A 21,739-nucleotide genomic window follows, 5' to 3' on the forward strand; every position below is an offset into this window, starting at 1 on the left:
TCATCGGTCTTTCCTGTATATCCTGGATAATCCAACTGCATTTCCATGGCCACCAAACTCGGCACTTCAATCACATTCAACGTATAGGGTATAGAGGTCACGCTATTTGCGGTAAGTCTAAAATCCAGATCTGCATTGGGTCGTTTGAACTCATATTGAAACAGACCCGGACCTACGGGTTTCATTAAAAATCGTTGGCCACCATAAGTCAAATAAGCTGATTCTGGGATAAAATCACCAGAAGTTGCCACGCGCAGCGTAAAAGATTGATGCTGAATTGCATCTAAAGATTCATTCTCTAAAAAGAAGGCAAAAGGAGCGGGTGGTTCATAGGCTGTATCGTAATTCACTACCCTTTTGTAAGAGTCTGTAAATAGCTCTTTTCCGCCTAACATACTGATCACTACAAAAAGTAAAACAGGAATGGCTACATACTTTAGATACGGCAAATTCCCTGCATAATTTATGGCACGCTTAAAAGGGATGGGTTCCAATTCTGCAGCCTTTTGGTCAATACTTGCGGCGAGTAATTCAGATTCTCTCTGATTTTGATTCAGCTGAATCACATTCAGCAGCTTATCACTGACCTCAGGGAAATGGTTTCCAATCAGGCGCGAGGCCTCTTCATGGGTAATTCCTTTTTGCAACTGAAACAACTTGGTCAGCGGCAAAGCAATGAATCGAGCAAAAAGCAAAACCTCAACAGCAACAAAAGCCCAAAACAAAATAGCACGACCACCAGAATCCAACCACAAGAAATGCTCCACCAAAAGCGTGATCAATAAATAGAGTAAACCTGTTGCCAAAAACAACAAACTACCCTTGATCAAGGCATTGGTGTAGTATTTTTTAATAAATTGTTCCAGCTTTTGCTGGATGATTCCAAAAGTGCTCATATAGGGCCTTTACGCGCTTGTAAGCTTCTAAATTACAACTTTATTTCCCAGTTCTGTCTGATTTAACAGTCGTTTAAGGAAGCTGCAAAGACCGTACCCATTCCGCAGAAAACCATACAAACCCTCAACTTATGTTACAAGATCTTAAATACCTCTCCGCATTTTCAATTCCCGCAGTTGCTATTTTCTCCTTTTGGATGGGAGAAAGTTGGGCTTATTTCACGCCAATTTTTGCCTTTGTGCTGATTCCAATTATGGAGCTGCTATTGCCTGTAAATACAGAGAATCTTGACAATGAAGAGGTAGATTCTAAACTTAAAAATCGATTCTTTGATGTGTTGCTTTATTTAAATCTTCCTATCGTTTACGGAATCATTGGATACTTCCTTTGGAGCCTATCTTGGGCAGACTACAGCACTGCTGCCATTGTGGGTTACACCTTCTCTGTTGGAATCGTTTTGGGCGCCAACGGCATCAATGTAGCCCATGAGCTGGGACACAGAAAAACAGCCTGGGAACGAACTTTGAGCAAAATGCTCCTTTTGCCTGCGCAGTATATGCACTTTTATATTGAACACAATTTTGGTCATCATTTACATGCCGCTACGGAGAAGGATCCAGCTTCTGCAGCATACAATCAAACGGTTTACTCCTTTTGGTTTACCTCTACGACCAGACAGTACAGCAATGCTTGGCAAATTCAAAAGCGCTTACTCAAGGCAGACAACTTGAGCTTCTTTAGCCTCAAAAATGATATGTTCTGGTATTTGGTTTTGCAGCTGGCTTATTTTGGTTTGTGCTTTATGTTTTTTGGACCGATGGGACTCTTGCTTGCCGCCGCGATAGCGCTTGTTGGCATACTGCTTTTAGAGAGCATCAACTATATTGAACACTATGGTTTGCGCCGCGCTAAGACCAAAAGCGGTCGTTATGAGCGTGTTTCTGAGATTCATTCCTGGAATTCCAACCACGTATTGGGCCGTGTGATCCTTTATGAACTCACCCGTCACAGCGATCACCACTATAAAGCGAGTAAAAAGTATCAGGTTTTGGAGTATCACGAAGTGAGTCCACAACTGCCCTACGGCTACCCCACTTCCATGGTTTTGGCTATGGTACCTCCGCTTTGGTTTGCGATTATGAATAAGCGCGTGCCTAAAGAAATGGTGGCGCTACAAGCTGCTGCTTAAACCACTATTTTTAGTTCCCAGACCTTTAGAGTTTCTCTCAATTAAGCGTAAATTTGCCACTTAAATTGAGAGTTATGAGTTGTTCGGTACGCGTACGTTTTGCACCAAGCCCAACAGGACCACTCCATATTGGAGGGGTTCGCACAGCACTATTCAACTACCTTTTTGCCAAGAAACAAGGCGGTACTTTTGTACTTCGTATAGAAGATACAGACCAAACCCGTTATGTTCCTGGCGCCGAAGATTATATCATTGAAGCGCTAAACTGGCTCAACATTCCTTTTGATGAAGGACCAGGAAAAGATGGTGGTTTTGGGCCATACAGACAGAGCGAACGTAAAGCGAGCTACAAACAGTACGCAGATCAATTGATCCAAGCCGGACATGCCTATTATGCATTTGATACGCCAGAAGCCTTAACAGAGCTTCGTGCAGCTGCAGAAGCCAACAAAGAAACCTTTTCATACGGCTGGGCCAATCGAGATGGATTGGACAACAGTTTGAATATGTCTGATGAGGATTTACACGCCCGATTAAACTCGGGAATACCTTATGTGATCCGCTTTAAAACACCTGCCGACGAAACCCTCACTTTGCAAGACGTCATCCGTGGAGAAGTAAAAGTACACACCTCTACCCTAGACGATAAAGTACTGTTTAAGAGTGATGGTATGCCTACCTATCACCTAGCGAATATCGTAGACGACCATTTGATGGAGATCACGCATGTGATTCGCGGAGAAGAGTGGTTGCCTTCCTTGGCGCTGCACTATTTGTTGTACCGATCTATGGGTTGGGACGCGCCGGAATTTGCGCACTTACCGCTGATCATGAAACCGGTTGGCAAAGGAAAACTCTCCAAGCGCGATGGCGATAAAATGGGCTTCCCGGTATTCCCACTGCAATGGAATCCACAAGAAGGAGACGCTTCTGCGGGCTATCGCGAAGACGGATATTTGCCTGAGGCTGCCGTGAACATGTTGGCTTTCTTAGGTTGGAATCCTGGAACGGAACAAGAGATCTTTTCCCTTGAAGAATTAGTAGAAGCTTTTGATCTCTCCCGAGTGAACAAGGCAGGAGCTAAATTCGATCCGGAGAAAACAAAATGGTTTCAAACGCATTATATCCAGCAAAGAACTGATGCTGACTTGGCCGCAGAATTTGGACATCTTTTAGTGACCAAAAACATCAGCAGCCGTTTGAATATGCCGGCTATAGTAGGCGCATTAAAAGAACGCATCACCTTTACTGAAGATCTTTGGGAATTAGGTCACTACTTCTTTGTAGCTCCGGATTCTTATGATGCCAAAGCATCTAAAAAAGCCTTTAAAGAAGAGACTCCTGAGCTGATGAGCAAAGTAGTAGAGCTGCTTAACGGAGTTGATGATTTTACGGCGGAAAATGCTTCAAAAGCTGTTAAAACATGGATTCAAAGCCTGGAGTTAGGCTTTGGGAAAGTCATGATGCCGCTGCGATTGAGCTTGGTTGGATCCTTACAAGGGCCCGATGTTTTTGATATTATGGAAATCCTTGGAAAGGTAGAGTCCGTACGTCGCATTGAAAATGCGATTGCGCATATGTCTTAGAAATAAATAATTCCTCTCAAAGCTAAAAAGTTGTTGTTTCCTTTTAGATCGTCCAACTCTGGATTAGTGCCGTTTAACGCATTGAGTGTGTTGGTAATTCCGCGCATATAAAGCAAACTGATTCTAAAAGGCTCAATTCCAAAGGTCAATCCACCCACCAATCTAAAATCTATAGTAGATAAGTTTCTAAGATCCTCCACGCGCGTTAGGGTATAACCCGCCACCAAATTGTTTTCTTGGCTGTCTTCACCGGGTTTGAATTTTCCTTGTACGGCGATAGCTGGGCCGGCCTCCACACTCAGGTGATGTCTAAAAATATTGTAGCTGGCCAAAAACTGCAGTTGCACCGACTGCTGACTCATGCTCACAAGCTCGTCTCCATTGATACCAACAGTTTGCAAATCCACCTGTTGGTTGTAAAAGGTAACGGCGTAGATGAAATCCATCGTACGGCTATAAGAGCCGCGAGTTTCAAGGCCTAAGGTAAAACCGTTAGAGCTGCTCAATGGTAGATCGTCGGTGTCTATATCAGAGAACAAGTAACCTCCAGAAACACCAATTTTATTGTAGTTTCTATCATAGCCTTGTGCGGTCGCTGAAAAATTTAATAGTAGGATTGTAACAAATAGGGGGAATATGTGCCTCATAGTATAGCTGAAAGCTGCAAATGTATTGCATTTTTCTTATCTTCTCTTAGTCATTTAATAACTTAAAAATCAACCCATGGAGTATATTCTTATTGGTCCAGCACTCTTGTTCAGTTTATTGATCCTATTGTCTTCTTTTTTTATGGTCAAACAACAGACCGCAGCTGTTGTTGAACGATTCGGGCGTTTTGTCGGTATTAGAGGTTCAGGTTTGCGATTTAAGATTCCTTTAGTGGATCGCATTGCAGGCAGAATCAACCTGAAAATTCAACAGTTGGATGTCATTGTAGAGACCAAAACCAAAGACGATGTATTTGTGCGTCTAAAGATCTCTGTACAATACCAAGTCATCAAAGACAAGGTTTATGAAGCCTTCTATAAACTAGACAATCCACATGATCAGATCACCAGTTTTGTATTTGACGTAGTACGTGCTGAGGTGCCAAAAATGAAACTCGATTACGTTTTTGAGCGTAAAGACGATATTGCGATCGCGGTTAAACGCGAGCTTAATGAAGCGATGGTAAATTATGGGTACGACATCATCAAAACCCTAGTGACCGACATTGATCCAGACGTACAGGTTAAGGCTGCCATGAACCGAATCAACGCTGCTGAGCGTGAAAAAGTAGCTGCAGAATACGAAGCAGAAGCAGACCGTATCAAGATTGTGGCTAAGGCGCGTGCAGAAGCAGAAAGCAAGCGTTTACAGGGTCAAGGTATTGCGGACCAGCGCCGTGAGATCGCTCGTGGTTTGGAAGAGTCTGTAGATGTCTTAAACAATGTGGGGATCAATTCTCAGGAAGCCTCAGCGCTTATTGTAGTGACTCAGCATTATGACACCTTGCAATCCATTGGTGAAGAAACTAACACCAATTTGATTCTTTTACCGAATTCTCCTCAAGCGGGAAGCGACATGCTTAACAATATGATCGCCTCTTTCACCGCGAGTAACCAAATCGGTGAAGAGATGAAGAAGCAAAACGCCGCACGCGGTTTAGGTAAAAACAAATCTGAATAAGCATGATCCGTTCCATCCTTTTAATGCTGTTGGTGAGTTTTGGTTTTACGGCCACAGCCCAGACAGAAGATGAACTCAAGGCCTTGGCTATAGCACAAGCTAAAATTGCCTGTGAAGCTACAGAGAATTCGGATTACGAGACACTTTTTGATTACACCATGCCAGAAGTTTTAGAGCTGATGGGCGGACGTGAAAGCGCCTTAGGCATGATGGCAGAAACCATGAAAAGCATGGAAAGTCAAGGGGTTAGCATTACCAGTAGCGAGGTTATTGAAATGACGGGTTTTGCCTATGAGCAAGACCAGTATCGCTGCGTGATCAAAAACAAGGTGGTGGTAAAAATGAGTCCGGAGCAATCCACACAATCCATCTCTCACATGTTTGGCGTGTACAATTCAGACCTCAACCGATGGTATTTCATTGAAGGAGCTCAAATAAACAATCAAGCGTTGATTGGAATGATCCTTCCTGATCTCAAAACATCGTTGAACATCCCTCCGGATGAACGCAGCATGATAGATAACTAAAAAAGAAAAGCCCCGTTAGTCGGGGCTTTTTTTATGATAAGGCTTCTGCTTCTTGAACCAGCAGGTCGTTGCGGTCTTCTAAAGCTTTGCTTATAAACTCTGTTGCCTCTGGGGTCTTTTCTTGTCCATTAGATAGCAATACACCCAGAACTAACATTGCCGCAATACGCGTTCCCGCTTTCTTAGCAGCTGTAGCGAACAAAGGTTCTAGTTCTTCATAGCTCACTTTATCTGCCAACTCAATTATACGGCCTCTGGTGGCGTTTCGCTTCTCCTCTGGTAGATTGGTATACTTTTTACCGAGTTGTTTAATTACGTCTATTGCAGCGCGCTCTGGAGCCTGTTGTTTAGGTTTGTTTTGCTGCGGAGCTTGGGGTTTTTGTTTTGCCCAAGTATCGCGCAAGCCAACAGTCTTGTTAAAGATCAAATTGCCGGGTATGCTGTCTGGATCCACATTGAAATAACCCAAACGCTGAAACTGAAAGTGTTCCAAAACTTTGGCATCTGCCAGAGAAGGCTCTAACATCGCCTTACGGATCTTTAAAGAATCTGGATTCACAAATTCCATAAAGCTCTTGTCTTTGTGGGTGTCTGGAGATTCATCCAAGAACAAACGATCGTATTCACGCACTTCTGCTTCTATGGCATGGTCTGCAGAAACCCAATGCAAGGTTCCCTTTACTTTGCGCAAACTCGCCTCGGTTCCACTGCCACTCAAACTGTCGGGATCATAACTACAGTTGATCTGCGTTATATTGCCCTCGGCATCTTTCTCCACAGATTCGGCCTTGATGATATAAGCGCTCTTTAAACGAACTTCTCCGCCTAAAGTCAGCCTAAAGAATTTGCGTCCGGCTTCCTCTTTGAAATCTTCTTTTTCTATATAAAGCGTACCTGAAAAAGGAATTTCTCTATTACCCGCGTTTGGATCTTCTGGGTTGTTTTCTGTCTCCAACCACTCCTCTTTTCCTTCTGGATAGTTGGTTATTACCAACTTCACAGGGTTTAAAACAGCCATCACGCGGTTAGCCACTTTGTTCAAGTCCTCACGAACACAGTATTCTAAGTGAGATACATCAACCAAGTTTTCACGCTTAGCGATGCCCACACTGTCTGCAAAATTCTTGATGGAATCCGGAGTATAACCTCTACGACGCATTCCAGAAACCGTTGGCATACGTGGATCATCCCAACCTGAGACCACTCCTTCTGCCACCAGTTGAGCCAGTTTTCGCTTGCTCACTACGGTGTGAGATATGTTTCTACGCGCAAATTCACGCTGTTTTGGTCGCAGCTTTGATGGATCGTGAATCTGATCTAAAAACCAATCGTACAATTCGCGGTGCGGTAGGAATTCTAGTGTACACAAGGAGTGAGAAATTTGCTCAACATAGTCACTCTCTCCATGCGCCCAGTCATACATCGGGAAGATACTCCAATCGGTACCGGTTCTGTGGTGGTGCTTGTGTAAAACGCGATACATCACGGGATCACGCATAAGCATATTTGGAGAGCTCATGTCTATCTTGGCACGCACCACGTGCTGTCCTTCTGGCATCTCTCCTGCTTTCATCTTAGCAAAGAGTTCCAAATTCTCTTCTACAGAACGATTGCGGTAAGGACTAGCCACACCAGGTTCGTTAGGCGTTCCTTTTTGTTCTGCAATGGCTTCTGAACTCTGAGAATCCACATAAGCTTTACCTGCTTTGATCAGCTCTACCGTCCAATCGTAAAGCTCTTGGAAGTAATCTGAAGCATAGCACTCCGTATCCCAGCTGTATCCCAACCACTCAATATCAAGCTTAATAGCATCTACAAACTCTTGCTCTTCCTTAGCGGGATTGGTGTCGTCAAAGCGCAAATTTACTGGAGCATTATAACGCTCGCCTAAACCAAAATTCAAACAAATGGCAGAAGCGTGCCCCAAGTGTAAATAACCGTTGGGTTCTGGTGGGAATCTAAAACGAAGTTGGTCATTGGAATACGATTTTGAAAGATCGTCTTCAATGATTCGCTCTATGAAATTCAAGGATTTATCGTCGCTCACAGCCTTTGTTTTTAATGACTGACAAAGATACCAAAACCCAAGAATAATCTATCTTAGCGGAAAATTTTTTTAGGTGGGAATCATTCGCTTACACAACGTTAGAGTATACGCCTCACACGGCTGTTTGAAAGAAGAAACCATAATTGGTTCTGATTATTTGGTACAATTGGAGGTAGAAGCTGATTTGCAAAAGGCAGCCGCAACCGATGATCTCAACGATACTGTAGATTACGTACACCTTAACGCGATCATCAAAGAAGAGATGGCTGTTCCGAGTAAACTCCTTGAAGTTGTTGCTAAAAAGATCAACACCCGCATCTTAAACGAGCTACCTATGGTAAGCAAAACCAAAGTTTGCGTGGCTAAGATTAATCCACCAATTGGTGGGGATGTGGCCTCTGTTGAAGTTTGTTTGGAAGACCAGCGCTAAAATCGCGGGAAACTTCCCGATTTACAACGAATTTTTTTACATTTGCCCTCCACAATGGCATCGTGGCCGAGTGGCTAGGCACAGCTCTGCAAAAGCTTGTACAGCGGTTCGAATCCGCTCGATGCCTCAACAAAAGAAAACCCGCTAGATTTAGCGGGTTTTTTTATTCTGTAGTTTCTGATTGTTCCGTCTGGAAATCTTGTATGCCTTGTTTTATAGACTGATTCGGGAAAAATCCTTGATAGAGTAGCATCATCCCAAAACCAATGATCAAAATACTCACCCAGCGTTTGGTTCTAAAAATAAAGCGCGGCGTTAGCTTGGAACGCAACTTCTTTGCTAGTGTGATCTTGACCAGATCTGTCGAGAAAAAAACAATCAAGACCGTTGCTAAAAACAAGATCACTCCTTGTTTGGAAGCGGTTAAGGCGTTGGCCATGATCATAGTTCCTATCCATCCCGCAAGAACTCCGAAGTTCACAAAGTTCAAAAGGAATCCTTTTAAAAACAGTCCAGGTAAGTTCTTTTTAACGCTGACTGAATAATGTTCCCGAACAATTTTTATAAAGGATTTTGAGATCCGGATGTAGGAGATTATCCCGTAGATCACCAATATGGCTCCTCCAAAAATGATCAGGTTGGGATCATTTTGAAGCTTTTCTAAGATCTTTTCGGTACTGAAATAAACAAATACAATAAAAAGAATGTCTGCAGTGAAAGCCCCAATATTGAAGAATAGTGCCGCTTTAAAGCCTTTAGATATAGCGGTTTCTATAAGTGTGAAAAAGACAGGGCCTAGCGCAAAAGCCAGTACAAATCCATAAACTGCCGCATATAATAAGCCCTCTGTCATACCCTATAAAAGTACGAATATTTACAGGGGTAAAAAGTCAAATGTTTAGAAACCTTATTCCTTAGAATTAGGACATAAAAAAAGCTCATAACCACAAGGAATTATGAGCTTCAAAATTGTGTGCTTTTTTACTGCTAGTGCATGCGCTCAATGCGGCCTCCAGCAAATGTTCTCTTTTTCAATTCGGCTGGTTCTCCGTAGACATAGATGTCTCCACCAGCGGTTACTTTTAATTCTGCCTTGTCTTTAGCGTGAATCTCAGCTTCACCTCCAGCAGCTATGGTTACTTTGGTGTAAGAAGTAATGAGTTCTTGACCTTTATAAATTCCTCCGGTATTCAAAGTTACTTCTTGCCATTCTGTCTTTCCTGAAGTTTCCAAAATTCCACCAGTAACGGCGCGTGCTTTTAAACGCTTAACATCCAAACCAACCTTAATGGTTCCTCCTTCTTGAGCGCGCAACTCCAGATCATCTTGGATTAAAGTTTCATTAACCGTGATATACGATCCTTCATTGGCGTCAATAGTTTCAATGCTTTTGAAATACACTTCTACAAAAGTGTCATTTCCATTGAATCGACGGTCAATTTCCATACGGATCTTTAATTTTCCGTTGTCATTGATGATCTTGACATAGTCTATATCACGACCTTTCACTACCACACGATTCTCATCCGCAGGGATCATATTGACTTCAATTAGATCAAAAACTTTAATGGTATTAAAATCTCCGACTTCCTTATTGATCTCTTGAGCTAAGATCTGGCTGGTAAATACCAGAGCTATAAGTGTAATTATCTGCTTCATTTTTCTTTAGATTTCTACACTAAGGATAGGGCAGGGCCTTAAATGTTACAGTGCATTGGGATAATCGTGGTCTTCTCGGTGCCCGATCATATTATAATCCAGCTGTTTTTTGACTAAATCAGCATGTTTTAAAGTAATAAATACTTCATCTCCAAGTTGATACATCATTTTAGTAGAGGCACCTACAATAGCCATTTGGTCTCTATCAAAATCAAAATGATCTTCTTTTAGATCCCGTAAAGAAACCATTCCTTCACAGCGATTGCTCATGATCTCCACATAAATTCCCCATTCAGTCACCCCAGAGATCACGCCTAAGAATACCTCGTCTTTATACTGACTCATGTATTTGACCTGCATATACTTGATGCTGTCACGTTCTGCACTTGAGGCCGTATATTCCATATCGCTACAGTGACCACAATCCCGTTCAAATTGATCTTTATTCGTACTCTTGCCTCCGTCTAAATAATGCTGCAGCAAACGGTGCACCATCACATCCGGATAACGACGAATCGGTGAAGTAAAGTGCGAGTAATAATCAAAAGCCAATCCGTAGTGACCAATATTATCGGTACTGTAAATGGCTTTACTCATGGATCGGATGGCTAAAGTATCTACCAGGTTTTGCTCTTTGGCGCCTTGAACATCTTTTAATAACTGATTCAAAGCTGCAGTAGTTGATTTTCTATCTTTTACAGAAAAACGGTGTCCAAACTGATGAGCAATGTTTCCGAGTTGGGTGAGTTTTTCATCATCCGGTTCATCGTGAATACGATACACAAAAGTCTTTGGAGGGTCTTGTTTCCCGATAAATTCAGCCACTCTTCTATTGGCTAAAAGCATAAACTCTTCAATGAGTTTATTAGCATCCTTAGAAGTTTTAAAGAAGATCCCTTCTGGATTATTGTTTTTATCTAAGTGGAATTTGGTTTCTACTTTATCAAAAGAAATGGCCCCAGCTTGCATACGTTTTTTACGCATGATCTTAGCGAGAAAATCCAAGGTTGAAATAGCCTCAACTAAAGGAGCTGGTATCTTATAAGCGCCATCACGAATGGAAATATCTTCTGGAATTTCTACCTCAGAATACGGCGCTTGCTGCTTAGCTTCTATGACCACTTGAGCTTCTTCATAAGCGTAGCGTGCATCAGAATAAGTAACTGTACGCCCAAACCATTGGGATTGGATCTGAGCATTTTTATCGATCTCAAAAACTGCAGAGAAGGTATACTTCTCTTCATTCGGGCGCAAGGAGCACGCATTGTTAGAAAGTACTTCAGGCAACATAGGCACTACTCGATCCACCAGGTAAACAGAAGTAGCTCGTTCAAAGGCCTCTTCATCTAAAATAGTTCCTTCTTGCAAGTAATGCGATACGTCTGCAATGTGAATTCCTATTTCAAAATTACCGTTCTCTAAGATTTGAAATGAAAGCGCATCATCAAAATCTTTAGCATCTTTTGGGTCAATGGTAAAGGTTAATACCTTACGCATATCCCGTCTTTTATCAATCTCTTTTTGAGTGATCGAGGTGTCTAAACCATCGGCAAAAGCTTGAACCTCAGGAGGAAATTCATACGGCAAACCGTATTGTGCTAAAATAGCATGAATCTCTGTATTGTGCTCACCTTCAGGACCAAAGCTTTTAATTATACTTCCAAATGGAGAGTCTGCAGACTCTGGCCAGTCTTCTAATTTGACCAACACTTTATCTCCATCTTGTGCCTTCCCGATCTTCCCTTTTGGAATAAAAATATCTACGGATAGTTTAGAAGCAGAAGTATCTACAAAGGCAAAATTCTTTTGGATTTGAATGGTTCCGACAAACTCCGTGCGCTTTCGCTGAATCACTCTTGTGATCTCACCTTCTAATCTTCCACCTTTTCTACGTTTGAAAATATAGACTTCAACGGTATCGCCATTTAGCGCTCTATTGAGATTGCCTTGTTTTATAAAGACATCTTCTTGCATGCCTTCTACTATGACATAACCTTGTCCTCTACTGGTCACGTCAATGATACCCTCATGATAAAAGGATTTTGCTACAATTTTGAACTTACCTCTATCAATTTCTTCAACTTGACCCTTGGTCTGTAATTGTCGGAGCTTTTTAATGATCTGATTGCGTCCACTAGGATCTGTGACTTGCAATTTAGCAGCGATCTGTTTGTAGTTAAAACTCCTGGAAGGATCTTTTTTTAGGATACTGAGAATGCTTCGGCTAAGGTGCTGAATCTTAGTAACTCCCTTTTTCTTTCTTTTTTTCTTTCCCATTGGAAACTTTAAGCGACAAAAGTAGACCAATAAAGCGAGAATGCATTTTTTAAGCTTAAAAGATTTGGTAAATTAGATCAATGGAACGTTTTGAAACCATAGCCATATTCACCTATCCCTCAGAATATACCGTTCTAGAGCACCTGCTTCAGCAGCAGAGTATTCGCTACGTATTTCAGAATGAAACCATGATCTCCGTCCTTCCCTTTCATTCTAACGCCATCGGCGGCATTCGTCTCAAAGTCCACCCAGAAGACAAAGACACTGCCATTCAAATCATCGAAGATCTAAAATCCTCAGGAAGCTTAAAGATTGTCTAAAACAGTTTTTAACACTATTTATATTATTCTCTTTTTTTCTTTTTTTTAAATTGATTTTAGTGGTGCTTATTATATGCTGTTGAAAACTGGTAAAACTTCTTGTTCACTTATTTTGATTCTGCTTTTAAATGAATTTATCTACGAGTTCTCAACAAGATATTAGAAATCTGACTGCTTGATTTTAAAAGATTTGGAGATTCTAATTCACAACTGTGAATAACTCCAATAAAAAGTGAATTTTTAATAAGTAGATCTGTGAACAGCTGTTAGAAAGTTGCTGTATTTTTGTAATAAGTTCATCAAAAGATGGAATAAGAAAAATTGGTTTCCGATTTGATTTTTATAAGGAACATTTCAGGTCAGACTTCCAAATTTTTTTATCGGTAAGCGATAACATTTTATAAACATTTAATTTACACAAGACTGCTTTTTCAACATCCCCTGAACCTCAGCCTATTAGCTAAATTGATAACTATCTAACTTTTAAATACTTCGCAATTATGAAAATCGCCATTGGAAATGATCACGCCGGAACGGAATACAAAGCTGCTATAGTTGCACATTTAGAAGGGCAGGGACATCAAGTAAACAACCATGGTACTGATGATAGTTCCAGTGTTGATTATCCAGACTTTATCCACCCTGTGGCCACTGATGTTGAAAACGGAAGTGTAGATTTAGGAATCATTATTTGCGGGAGCGGAAACGGAGCTGCCATGACGGCTAATAAACATCAACAAGTGCGCGCTGCGCTTTGTTGGACGAAAGAGATCACTGAGCTGGCCAGACAGCACAACGATGCAAACGTTTTGAGCATCCCTGCGCGTTTCACCTCATTACCACAAGCCATTGCTATGGTGGATGTATTTTTAGCTACTGAATTTGAAGGTGGACGTCACGCCAATCGCGTAAATAAGATCGCCTGTATGTAAATCAAATATCATGGGTGGGAACCATCATCAAAACGATACTAAGGGCACCAAACTTGTAGTGTCCATCCTGCTCAATGTGATTATTACAGCCTCCCAGGTTATTGGAGGCGTTATTTCAGGTAGCCTTGCCTTACTTTCTGACGCGCTTCACAACTTTAGTGATGTTCTTTCTCTATTAATTAGTTATGTTGCTGAACGACTTTCTAAAAGATCTGCTTCTACCTCTAAAACCTTTGGGTACAAAAGGGCTGAGATCATTGCAGCTTTTATCAATTCCAGTACACTGCTCATTGTGGCGGTGATCTTGATCATTGAATCTATAGAGCGGTTTATCAGCCCTCAGGAAATTGAAAGCAATTTGGTGATCTGGCTTTCTGCTATTGCAATTGTGGCTAACGGATTGAGTGTTTTATTACTGCGCAAGGAAGCAGAATCCAATATGAACATGCGGTCGGCCTATCTGCATTTACTGACCGATATGTCTGCATCCGTAGCTGTTTTGATTGGTGGATTGCTTATGAAATACTATCAACTGTGGTGGGTGGATAGCCTCTTAACTTTAGCCATTGCTCTGTATTTGATCTATATGGGATACGATCTGTTCAAACAATCGCTTAAGGTGCTTATGTTATTTACTCCGGAGGGGATCCATATTGATAATATCATTGAAACAATTAATCAATATCCGAATGTAAAGGCTATGCACCATGTCCATGTATGGCAAGCCAATGAACACGAAACGCATTTAGAAGCGCATTTGGATTTACAAGACGATATAAAGATCTCCGAATTTGACGCCCTTTTACTGCAAATAGAAGCGTATCTTCATAAAGAATTTGGAATCAACCACGTAAACATCCAACCGGAATTCAATAAAAACGACGCTAAAGATGTCATTGTCCAAGACTGATCTAAAAATAGAAGTAAAGATCTTTGAGCAGCTCAATATTTGCGAGCTCTACGAGCTTTTACAATTACGCTGCGAGGTGTTTGTGGTGGAGCAAGATTGTGTATACCAAGACTTAGACGGTAAAGATCAAAAAGCACTTCACATAATCGGAACGCGCAACGATAAGATTGTGGCCTACACGCGCTGTTTTAAACCGGGAGATTATTTTCCGGAAGCTGCTATTGGTAGGGTAGTGGTGGCAGAAAAACACCGCAAGGACGGTTATGGACATCAGATCATGCAGGCGTCTATTAAGGCTATAACAGACACTTACAATACCAGTGTCATTAAACTATCTGCCCAGACCTATCTCATTGACTTTTACAACAGTCACGGTTTTCAAACTACAGGCGATTCCTATTTAGAAGACGGAATTCCACACATAGCCATGATTAAAAGCTAAGCCATGCGTTTCCAAAGAGTCTCCAATACAGATTCCGATCTTTTGGCTTTGGTCCGTCAATTAGACGCGGAGCTAAAAGTTACAGACGGAGAAGATCACGCCTTTTACAATCAGTACAATGGCCTTGAGGATATTCAACATTTGTTGCTCGTATATACAGAAAATCGCGCGACCGCCTGCGGCGGTTTTAAAGCTTTAAATAAAACTACGGCCGAAATAAAACGGATGTATACAGCAGCTGAAGCTCGAGGAAAAGGCATTGCAAAAGCAGTGCTTCAAGAGCTTGAAATTTGGGCCAAATTAGAAGGGTTTCAACAGTTGGTACTAGAAACTGGCAAACGTCAGCATGCGGCGATTGCCCTTTATGAATCCACAGGCTTTAAGCGAATGGAAGAAAACTACGGACCCTACAAAGGCCTTGACGAAAGCTTCTGTTTTACAAAAGCCCTGTAGCTTATTTCAAGATTTTTGCATAGCGCTGCGGGTCATTCAAGACCGCCAAAGCTTCCAAGATCTCCGGATTGTTTACCACTTGGTACTCATAAAGGCCTTCTCTATAGAAATAACGCTTTAATATCTCTTGCTCCAAAAGCGACTTGATCTCTACTTTCTTATCGCGAAGCTCGTTTTGTTTTACCGCATCAATCTCGGAGCGCAAAGTAGTGTAGGCCTTTTTGATCTGATCTTGAAGCTCGTCACTTTTAGCCTTACTAAAGGCCACATCAAAGGCTTTCTCGGTTTCTGTTTCGTACTCAAAACCGTTTTTGTTGAGGTATTTCACAAAGCCATCAAAGTCAGAATCAGAGAAAGAAAAGTTCTCCCAAGAGTCTAAATTTTTCTTGTAATAGTATTCTGTGGCGTAGTTGAAAATAGCATTGTCTCTCAAAAGCGCTGTAGTGATTGGGCTGTATTTAGAAGACTCCAATTCAATATCTGGTAAGATTCCGCCACCGTCGTAAACGGTTCTTCCACCACGTGTTTTAAAGGCATTGTACTCACTAGGCTCTGCCCGTACAGGATCTCCATTCTCATCGCGATTCCAATAGTCCAAAGCCTGAATACAACGACCGCTTGGGGTGTAGTATCTTGAGATAGTGATCTTAAGTTGTGTTCCGTACGTCAGGTTCTTAGGTCTTTGTACCAGTCCTTTACCAAAACTACGCGCACCAATAACTACTCCTCGGTCCAGATCTTGAATGGCTCCAGAAACGATCTCGCTCGCAGAAGCAGAGCGTCCATTAACCAAAACCACCAATGGAATTTCTGTATCCACAGGATCTTGTTGGGTCATATAACTGCGGTTGTATTTTTTAATGACCGACTTAGTGGTGGTAATCACTTCACCTTTGTTGACAAAGAGGTTAACAACATTAATTGCTTCATTAAGTAGCCCACCGGGATTACCGCGCAGATCCAGAATGATCTTGGTTGCACCCTCTTCTTTGAGGTCTTCCATGGCTTTTCGGGTTTCAATAGTTGTCTTTGCATTGAACTTACTCAACACAATATAACCGGTATCGCTGTTGATCAACTTTGAAAAAGGAACGGCTTTAATGCCTACCGCTTCACGAGTAAGTTGAGTCGTGTACTCTTTGCCTTGTCGCATATAAGTGAGACTTACCGTGGTGCCAGGAGCCCCTTTTAAAAGGTCTCCGGCATCATCAGTAAAGTCGCTTAAGGCAATGTTGTCGATCTTAATGATCTCATCGCCTGCCTTTAAGCCTGCTTTGTCAGCAGGATATCCTTTAAAGGGTTCCATTACTAGGATCTTCCCTTTTAAAGTTCTCGCCGAGGCGCCGATCCCAGTGTATTCTCCGGAATTATTAATTCTGGCATCCTCTACTTCTTGCTCATTCCAATAAACCGTATAGGGGTCCAGATCATCAAGCATGCCGGTAATGGCCTTGTCCATCAGTTCTGCCGGAGTGGTCTCGTCCACATAGTTCATATTGAGTTCTTTGAACAAGGTGGTGAAGATCTCTACCTGTTTAGCGATTTCAAAAAAATCGTTTTTAAAAGCCGTGGTCCCGAACAAGATCAGTCCTAACACTACGGGAATACCTATACGTTTTACGCGCTTGAGCATAGCTTTAATTTTATGAGTTTGCCGATCTAGCTGATCGTTTTAAATACCGTCGAACAAAAAAGAACACCACTCCGATAAGCAGCACAAAAGGCCAGAGATAGAGTACTCCAATAAAGAAGGTCAACAATCCACTCCACCCGCCTTTAAAGGCGTTGGCAATCTTACTACCAAAAGAAGCTTGAACCTGTGTTTCTACAGTCTCTTTGTAGAATCGTAAAGAGATTGTACTCATGCTTACTTGGCTCTGGAGGTAATTCAATCGGCCTTGTTTAGCTTCGATTTCTTCTCGAATATTGGCCAACTCTCTTTCTATCTCCAACATTTCTGTGACGTTCTTAGCTTTTCCCAGCAGTTCCAAATAACGCTCTTCTAATGTGCGTTTGGCTTTGAGTCTAGCTTCAAGATCCACAAATTCCTCGCCCACGTCACGACGAGAAATTCGTTTGGTGTCAAAATAATCAACACCCTGGCCAATAGAATCTACCAGAGGTCCAAAATTCGCAGACGGAACACGAATCACAAGGCTTCTATAAACCTGATTGTATGATTTTCCCGTATTGTCGTCTTGTAAATTTCCACCCTGAGCAGCAATCGCTTTGCGAATGCGGGTGTAAGTGGCATCCATATCGCGGGTTTGAAATTCAATTTCCGCGGTCTTAATAATCTTAGCGTCTTTGTTATCCGTTTCGCTGTATTCTGCAGTGGGTTCTGCATTTACGTACGAGTTTCCGTCTACATCTGCGACGGCCCAACCGTCTGAGTCTGCAATTCCCATCGTGCTTGATCCTGAGTCAGAACAAGCTAAAAAAGTCCCAAAAAGGGCGATAAATAAGGTTTTCATCATTCCAATTGTTTTAAAAGTTTTGCCATTGACAGGCGTAATTCAATTAAAGTTGGAAGATTTTTGCCCGTATAAACGAACAACATCAAATACCGTGCAGAAGTTGAATCGACTGTATTTTTCTCCAATCGATACGCTTCTCGCATCAGGCGTTTGACACGGTTGCGGTCTACAGCTTTTTTAAAATTTCGCTTCGAGACGGCAAAAGCGGCTTTGTGTGCAGGCACATCAGCAGGCATAAAACGCATCAGCAAAGGAAAGGCCTTAGCCGTTTTACCTTGGGTAAATAGGGCTTCGATCTGTTTGCTGCTCTTAAGTCGCTGTGAAGCTGGAAATTTTAACATAGGTTAAATGTAACCAATTAAGGCATTGGCAATTCCCAATTATTTCTAAAACTCCTGCTAAAAACAAAAAAAGTCCTGCATTTGCAGGACTTTTGATCATTTGTGATGGATGTGCTTACATCTTTTTCATGTTGTCATCTGGCTGGGCATCTGCCATCAAATTGGAGGGGTCAATTTGAATGCTCTGAATGGTTTTTCCGTTGGATGGAATCTCAAAATCATAGGTTGGATAAGCCCAAGCCCAATCATCCAGAACGGTGCGTTTCACACCATCATACGGATTGTCTTTTCCGCCACGCATCATGCGTAAAGGAATATAGAACGACTCTTTGGATCCATCGGCATAAGTAACCATAAGGTCAAGAGGCATCGGCATGAGTCCGTTGCGTTTTAGAGTGACTTGGGTACCGCCTTCTGATGCAACTACGTTCTCAATTCCGTAGTCGATAGTGTTGATGGTCTGCCCGAAATCTTGCAAGTACCAATCCAATTCTAGCCCAGAAACCTTTTCTGCCACACGAATAAAATCATTCGGCGTAGGGTGTTTGAAGGCAAATTCATCGTAATAGCGCTTGATGGTCTTGGCCAAGTTCTCTTGTCCAATCACATAACCCAATTGAGCCATAAACACCGCCCCTTTGCTGTAAGCAGCAATACCATAAGCCATGTTGATGTCGTAACGATCCGCATGGGTGGTCAAAGGCTGTTCTTTCCCGCTATTTGCCAGATAGATATAACTGCGATAACTTCCTCTGTGCGGGTTATCTGAGTTCTCTCCCATAATCTCATTCATGGCGGCATTTGAAATATACGAGGTGAAACCTTCATCCATCCACTCGTGGATCGATTCATTGGTCGCCAACAGGAATTGGAACCAGCTGTGTGCCATTTCGTGAGCCGTCACTCCCACAAGAGAACCGAATTTGCGTTCTCCAGTGATCAAGGTACACATGGCGTATTCCATACCCCCGTCACCACCTTGGATCACAGAGTATTGTTTGTAAGGATAATCACCAATATGCTTGTTGAAGAATTCTAAAAGCGCAGCTGTTTTAGGCTGCAATTCCTTCCAGTTCTTCAGGTTAGTTTCGCTCATGGTCTTCTTGTAGTAGAAGTTAAGCGTCACTCCATTGGCGCCTTCATAAACATCATGAACAAAGTCGGGATCAGCGGCCCAAGTGAAATCATGAACCATAGGCGCATCAAAAACATAGGTCGTCTTGCCGCGCTTGGTTGTAGGCTCACCCACCAAATATCCAGTTCCTCCAACAACAAAATCTTTGTCAATGCTCAAGGTCACTTTCCAATCTCCCCAAACACCGTGGAACTCACGGCCAATATAAGGGTGTGCGTGCCAACCTTGGAAGTCGTATTCTGCCAACTTCGGATACCATTGGGTCATGGAATAAGCTACGCCCTCTGCGTTGTATCTTCCGCTTCTGCGAATCTGTACAGGAACTTGAGCGTCCCACTCCAAATAGAAAGTTGTGCTGGCTCCAGGCAAGATCGGCTGGGCCAAATCAACTTCCATAACAGTACCAACCACGTCATAATTAAGCTCCATTCCATTTTGAGTGAGTTTCATCGGTTTGATATACCCGATTTCTTCCGGACTCAATTTGGAGATTCTGTCTTTTACCCGCGGATCTGCATCAGCGATGGTTCTGGAACGAACGTCCATTTCACTGCCAGGCTGAAAAGCGTTGAAATACAAGTGATAGAATACACGATTCAACGTATCTGGTGAATTATTGGTGTATTCTATGGTTTGTTTTCCTTTGTACTGATGGCTTTCAACATCAAAGTCGATGTCCATAGTATAATCTGCTTTTTGTTGCCAGTAGGAAGTGTTGTTCTGTGCAAAGCTGCTCAAGGTCAAGCAACCTACAAGCAGTAAAATGTAAGTTCTCATTATCGTGACATTTTATCTGCCATCAAGATGGCGTTGTACATATTGACCATTTTTCCAGAAACAGAAATCTGGCCAAAGGCTTGTGCGTTAGCTGGATCTCCGCCCAAAACAACGTTCTGAGAAGAATCCAATCCGCTCTTCATCAAGATATCTTTTACTTGAGCTGCAGTCAAATTAGGATAGTAGGAACGAATAACTGCTGCTACACCCGCTGCTGCTGGAGCCGCCATAGAAGTACCTTGCTGATATTCATAGGTGTTGTTTGGCATGGTAGACCAAATCTTAGTTCCAGGCGCAAACACATCAACAGAAGTATTTCCGTAGTTGGAGAAGTTTGCTACCATCTCACTACCGTAATCGTGGTGCATTGCACCAATAGTAATAAAGTTGTCTGCAATTTCAGCACCGTCTAATTCTTGGTCATTTGGATATACTTGAATACCATCCAAGTCCAAGGCTTCATTTCCTGCTGCGTTTACAATGAGCACGTCTTTGCTAGCCGCGTATTTGATAGCATCCCAAACCCATTCTGGGTGCGGAGAATAGTATTTTCCAAAACTTGTATTAATCACTTTTGCACCATTGTCTGCTGCGTAGCGAATCGCTAAAGCGATGTCTTTATCGTATTCGTCCCCGTCTGGCACTGCGCGCAATACCATGATCTCAACGTTGTTGGCCACACCATTCATTCCAATGCCGTTGTTGCGTTCTGCAGCAATGATACCGGCCACGTGAGTTCCGTGAGAAACGTCTTCTTTATCTGCAGTTGGTCCGTCAACATCGTTGTTTCCGTAAGTCTTGTCGTTCCAGTCGTCTGGATTGTCTCCAAGCGCTCCTCTAAAGTCTGCAGTCATGTTGAAGTGTGAGTCCATACGCCCACCGAAGTAATCGATCCCTTCTTGAAGCTGATCTAAAACATCCGGCACGGTATCTCCGTAAGTAAGCATTTGAGTCAACATACCGATTTGCTGCTGTGTTGCAGCATCAGGATTTGCAATTCCTTGCAAGTCTTTTGCGGTATAGTCTTCCTTCCCGAGTTTTTTAGCGATGGCTTCGTGAGCTGGCTTTACTTGAGCCAAGATAGCATTGTATTGGTTCAAAGTTCCTTGTACGTCAGCAACTTCTTTTTCGTATTCAGCTTTCGCTTTTTGATACAAAGCGTAATCTTCACGGTCAGCAGCGCTGATAGCAGCCTCTGATTTACCGTCGAATTTAGGACCTAGTTTGCGCATATAACGAACATACTCCATGTTCTCAGCCACTACATCGCCTAAGAAATTCCAACCATGTATATCATCAATATAACCGTTGTTGTCATCGTCTTTCCCGTTATTCGGGATCTCTCCTTTGTTTACCCAGATCACATCGTCTAGATCTTCATGCTCAATGTCGGTACCGCTATCAATTACCGCAACGATCACAGTTTCCCCTTTCTTTTTGTTGAGCAGTTCTGCATAGGCTTTATCCACACTCATTCCAGGAATGGTGTCCATTACTAAATCGGCAGCTCCCCAACTTTTAGTTTGGGCCTCTGTTAGTGGCGCAACCTTTAAGGGTACTGAATCAATATTTCCGATAGGAGTTGAAACCAATGGAGCAGGACCTCCACAGGAAACCATAAACAGCGATAAACCTAACGCTGGAATGATCATCTTCTTCATATTCATAGGTA

The 21,739-nt window shown here is 42.4% G+C and carries 20 protein-coding genes, 1 tRNA gene and 1 pseudogene; 11 read left to right on the top strand and 11 right to left on the bottom strand.

The genetic code is table 11. From position 1 onward, the window contains the following. A pseudogene (locus HRT75_RS02930) lies at positions 1–896 on the bottom strand (hypothetical protein); the annotation flags it as partial. Positions 897–1,027: 131 nt separating this feature from the next. On the opposite strand from HRT75_RS02930, the gene HRT75_RS02935 reads away from it, so the two are divergent. Together HRT75_RS02935 and gltX are read left to right on the top strand one after the other, a co-directional pair. Then, on the top strand, positions 1,028–2,086 hold the full coding sequence (locus tag HRT75_RS02935) for an alkane 1-monooxygenase (protein ID WP_291182515.1): 1,059 nt from the start codon (positions 1,028–1,030) through the stop codon (positions 2,084–2,086). 74 nt (positions 2,087–2,160) lie between these two features. After that, positions 2,161–3,672, top strand: coding sequence for a glutamate--tRNA ligase (gene gltX / locus HRT75_RS02940; RefSeq protein WP_291182517.1), 1,512 nt, complete (start codon positions 2,161–2,163; stop codon positions 3,670–3,672). Here the strand turns inward: gltX and HRT75_RS02945 are convergent. Next, complete coding sequence (locus HRT75_RS02945) at positions 3,669–4,319, bottom strand: hypothetical protein (RefSeq protein WP_291182519.1); 651 nt, start codon at positions 4,317–4,319, stop codon at positions 3,669–3,671. The genes gltX and HRT75_RS02945 overlap by 4 nt on opposite strands. Positions 4,320–4,395: 76 nt before the next feature. Here HRT75_RS02945 and HRT75_RS02950 point away from each other — a divergent pair, with 76 nt between their 5' ends. Both HRT75_RS02950 and HRT75_RS02955 read left to right on the top strand, forming a co-directional pair. After that, positions 4,396–5,340: an SPFH domain-containing protein gene (locus HRT75_RS02950; RefSeq protein ID WP_291182521.1), complete on the top strand. Its 945-nt coding sequence runs from the start codon at positions 4,396–4,398 to the stop codon at positions 5,338–5,340. 2 nt (positions 5,341–5,342) lie between these two features. Further along, complete coding sequence (locus HRT75_RS02955; protein ID WP_291182523.1) at positions 5,343–5,867, top strand: hypothetical protein; 525 nt, start codon at positions 5,343–5,345, stop codon at positions 5,865–5,867. A 31-nt stretch (positions 5,868–5,898) separates the two neighbouring features. Here the strand turns inward: HRT75_RS02955 and HRT75_RS02960 are convergent, their stop codons facing one another. Further along, complete coding sequence (locus HRT75_RS02960) at positions 5,899–7,914, bottom strand: glutamine--tRNA ligase/YqeY domain fusion protein (protein WP_291182525.1); 2,016 nt, start codon at positions 7,912–7,914, stop codon at positions 5,899–5,901. Between the two features lie 73 nt (positions 7,915–7,987). Here HRT75_RS02960 and folB point away from each other — a divergent pair, with 73 nt between their 5' ends. Together folB and HRT75_RS02970 are read left to right on the top strand one after the other, a co-directional pair. After that, positions 7,988–8,344: a dihydroneopterin aldolase gene (folB, locus tag HRT75_RS02965; RefSeq protein ID WP_291182527.1), complete on the top strand. Its 357-nt coding sequence runs from the start codon at positions 7,988–7,990 to the stop codon at positions 8,342–8,344. 56 nt (positions 8,345–8,400) lie between these two features. Further along, positions 8,401–8,471 (top strand) — tRNA-Cys (locus HRT75_RS02970). 36 nt (positions 8,472–8,507) lie between these two features. On the opposite strand, the gene HRT75_RS02975 is transcribed toward HRT75_RS02970, so the two are convergent. From HRT75_RS02975 to rnr, 3 genes are all read right to left on the bottom strand, one after another. Next, entirely contained in the window at positions 8,508–9,197 is a 690-nt protein-coding gene (locus HRT75_RS02975) for a LysE family transporter (RefSeq protein ID WP_291182529.1), read from the bottom strand. Positions 9,198–9,331: 134 nt separating this feature from the next. Beyond that, positions 9,332–10,003, bottom strand: a complete 672-nt coding sequence (locus tag HRT75_RS02980; RefSeq protein ID WP_291182531.1) for a head GIN domain-containing protein — start codon at positions 10,001–10,003, stop codon at positions 9,332–9,334. A gap of 45 nt (positions 10,004–10,048) precedes the next feature. Then, positions 10,049–12,280, bottom strand: a complete 2,232-nt coding sequence (gene rnr / locus HRT75_RS02985) for a ribonuclease R (protein WP_291182533.1) — start codon at positions 12,278–12,280, stop codon at positions 10,049–10,051. An 80-nt stretch (positions 12,281–12,360) separates the two neighbouring features. Here rnr and HRT75_RS02990 point away from each other — a divergent pair, with 80 nt between their 5' ends. From HRT75_RS02990 to HRT75_RS03010, 5 genes are all read left to right on the top strand, one after another. Next, positions 12,361–12,600 carry a DUF2007 domain-containing protein gene (locus HRT75_RS02990; protein WP_291182535.1) on the top strand — a complete coding sequence of 80 codons (240 nt, stop codon included), beginning with the start codon at positions 12,361–12,363 and terminating at the stop codon, positions 12,598–12,600. A gap of 500 nt (positions 12,601–13,100) precedes the next feature. Further along, entirely contained in the window at positions 13,101–13,532 is a 432-nt protein-coding gene (rpiB, locus tag HRT75_RS02995) for a ribose 5-phosphate isomerase B (RefSeq protein ID WP_291182537.1), read from the top strand. Positions 13,533–13,542: 10 nt separating this feature from the next. Next, positions 13,543–14,442 (top strand): cation diffusion facilitator family transporter, encoded by a 900-nt coding sequence (locus tag HRT75_RS03000; RefSeq protein WP_291182539.1) that lies wholly within the window; start codon positions 13,543–13,545, stop codon positions 14,440–14,442. Then, complete coding sequence (locus tag HRT75_RS03005) at positions 14,423–14,884, top strand: GNAT family N-acetyltransferase (protein WP_291182541.1); 462 nt, start codon at positions 14,423–14,425, stop codon at positions 14,882–14,884. The genes HRT75_RS03000 and HRT75_RS03005 overlap by 20 nt, the downstream gene beginning before the upstream one ends. 3 nt (positions 14,885–14,887) lie before the next feature. Next, entirely contained in the window at positions 14,888–15,337 is a 450-nt protein-coding gene (locus HRT75_RS03010) for a GNAT family N-acetyltransferase (protein WP_291182543.1), read from the top strand. Position 15,338: 1 nt separating this feature from the next. Here the strand turns inward: HRT75_RS03010 and HRT75_RS03015 are convergent, their stop codons facing one another. The 5 genes from HRT75_RS03015 to HRT75_RS03035 form a co-directional block, all read right to left on the bottom strand. Continuing rightward, complete coding sequence (locus tag HRT75_RS03015) at positions 15,339–16,970, bottom strand: S41 family peptidase (RefSeq protein ID WP_291182545.1); 1,632 nt, start codon at positions 16,968–16,970, stop codon at positions 15,339–15,341. Between the two features lie 10 nt (positions 16,971–16,980). Further along, on the bottom strand, positions 16,981–17,814 hold the full coding sequence (locus HRT75_RS03020; protein ID WP_291182547.1) for a DUF4349 domain-containing protein: 834 nt from the start codon (positions 17,812–17,814) through the stop codon (positions 16,981–16,983). Further along, the gene (gene rnpA / locus HRT75_RS03025) at positions 17,811–18,155 is read right to left on the bottom strand and encodes a ribonuclease P protein component (protein ID WP_291182550.1); all 345 of its coding nucleotides are present in this window, start codon (positions 18,153–18,155) and stop codon (positions 17,811–17,813) included. The genes HRT75_RS03020 and rnpA overlap by 4 nt, the downstream gene beginning before the upstream one ends. Positions 18,156–18,270: 115 nt before the next feature. After that, complete coding sequence (locus HRT75_RS03030) at positions 18,271–20,067, bottom strand: M1 family metallopeptidase (RefSeq protein WP_291182552.1); 1,797 nt, start codon at positions 20,065–20,067, stop codon at positions 18,271–18,273. Then, entirely contained in the window at positions 20,067–21,734 is a 1,668-nt protein-coding gene (locus HRT75_RS03035) for a S8 family peptidase (RefSeq protein WP_291182554.1), read from the bottom strand. The genes HRT75_RS03030 and HRT75_RS03035 overlap by 1 nt, the downstream gene beginning before the upstream one ends. Positions 21,735–21,739: the final 5 nt, after the last annotated feature.

It is taken from the genome of Gilvibacter sp. (assembly GCF_013214815.1).
Classification (GTDB): Bacteria; Bacteroidota; Bacteroidia; order Flavobacteriales; family Flavobacteriaceae; genus Gilvibacter.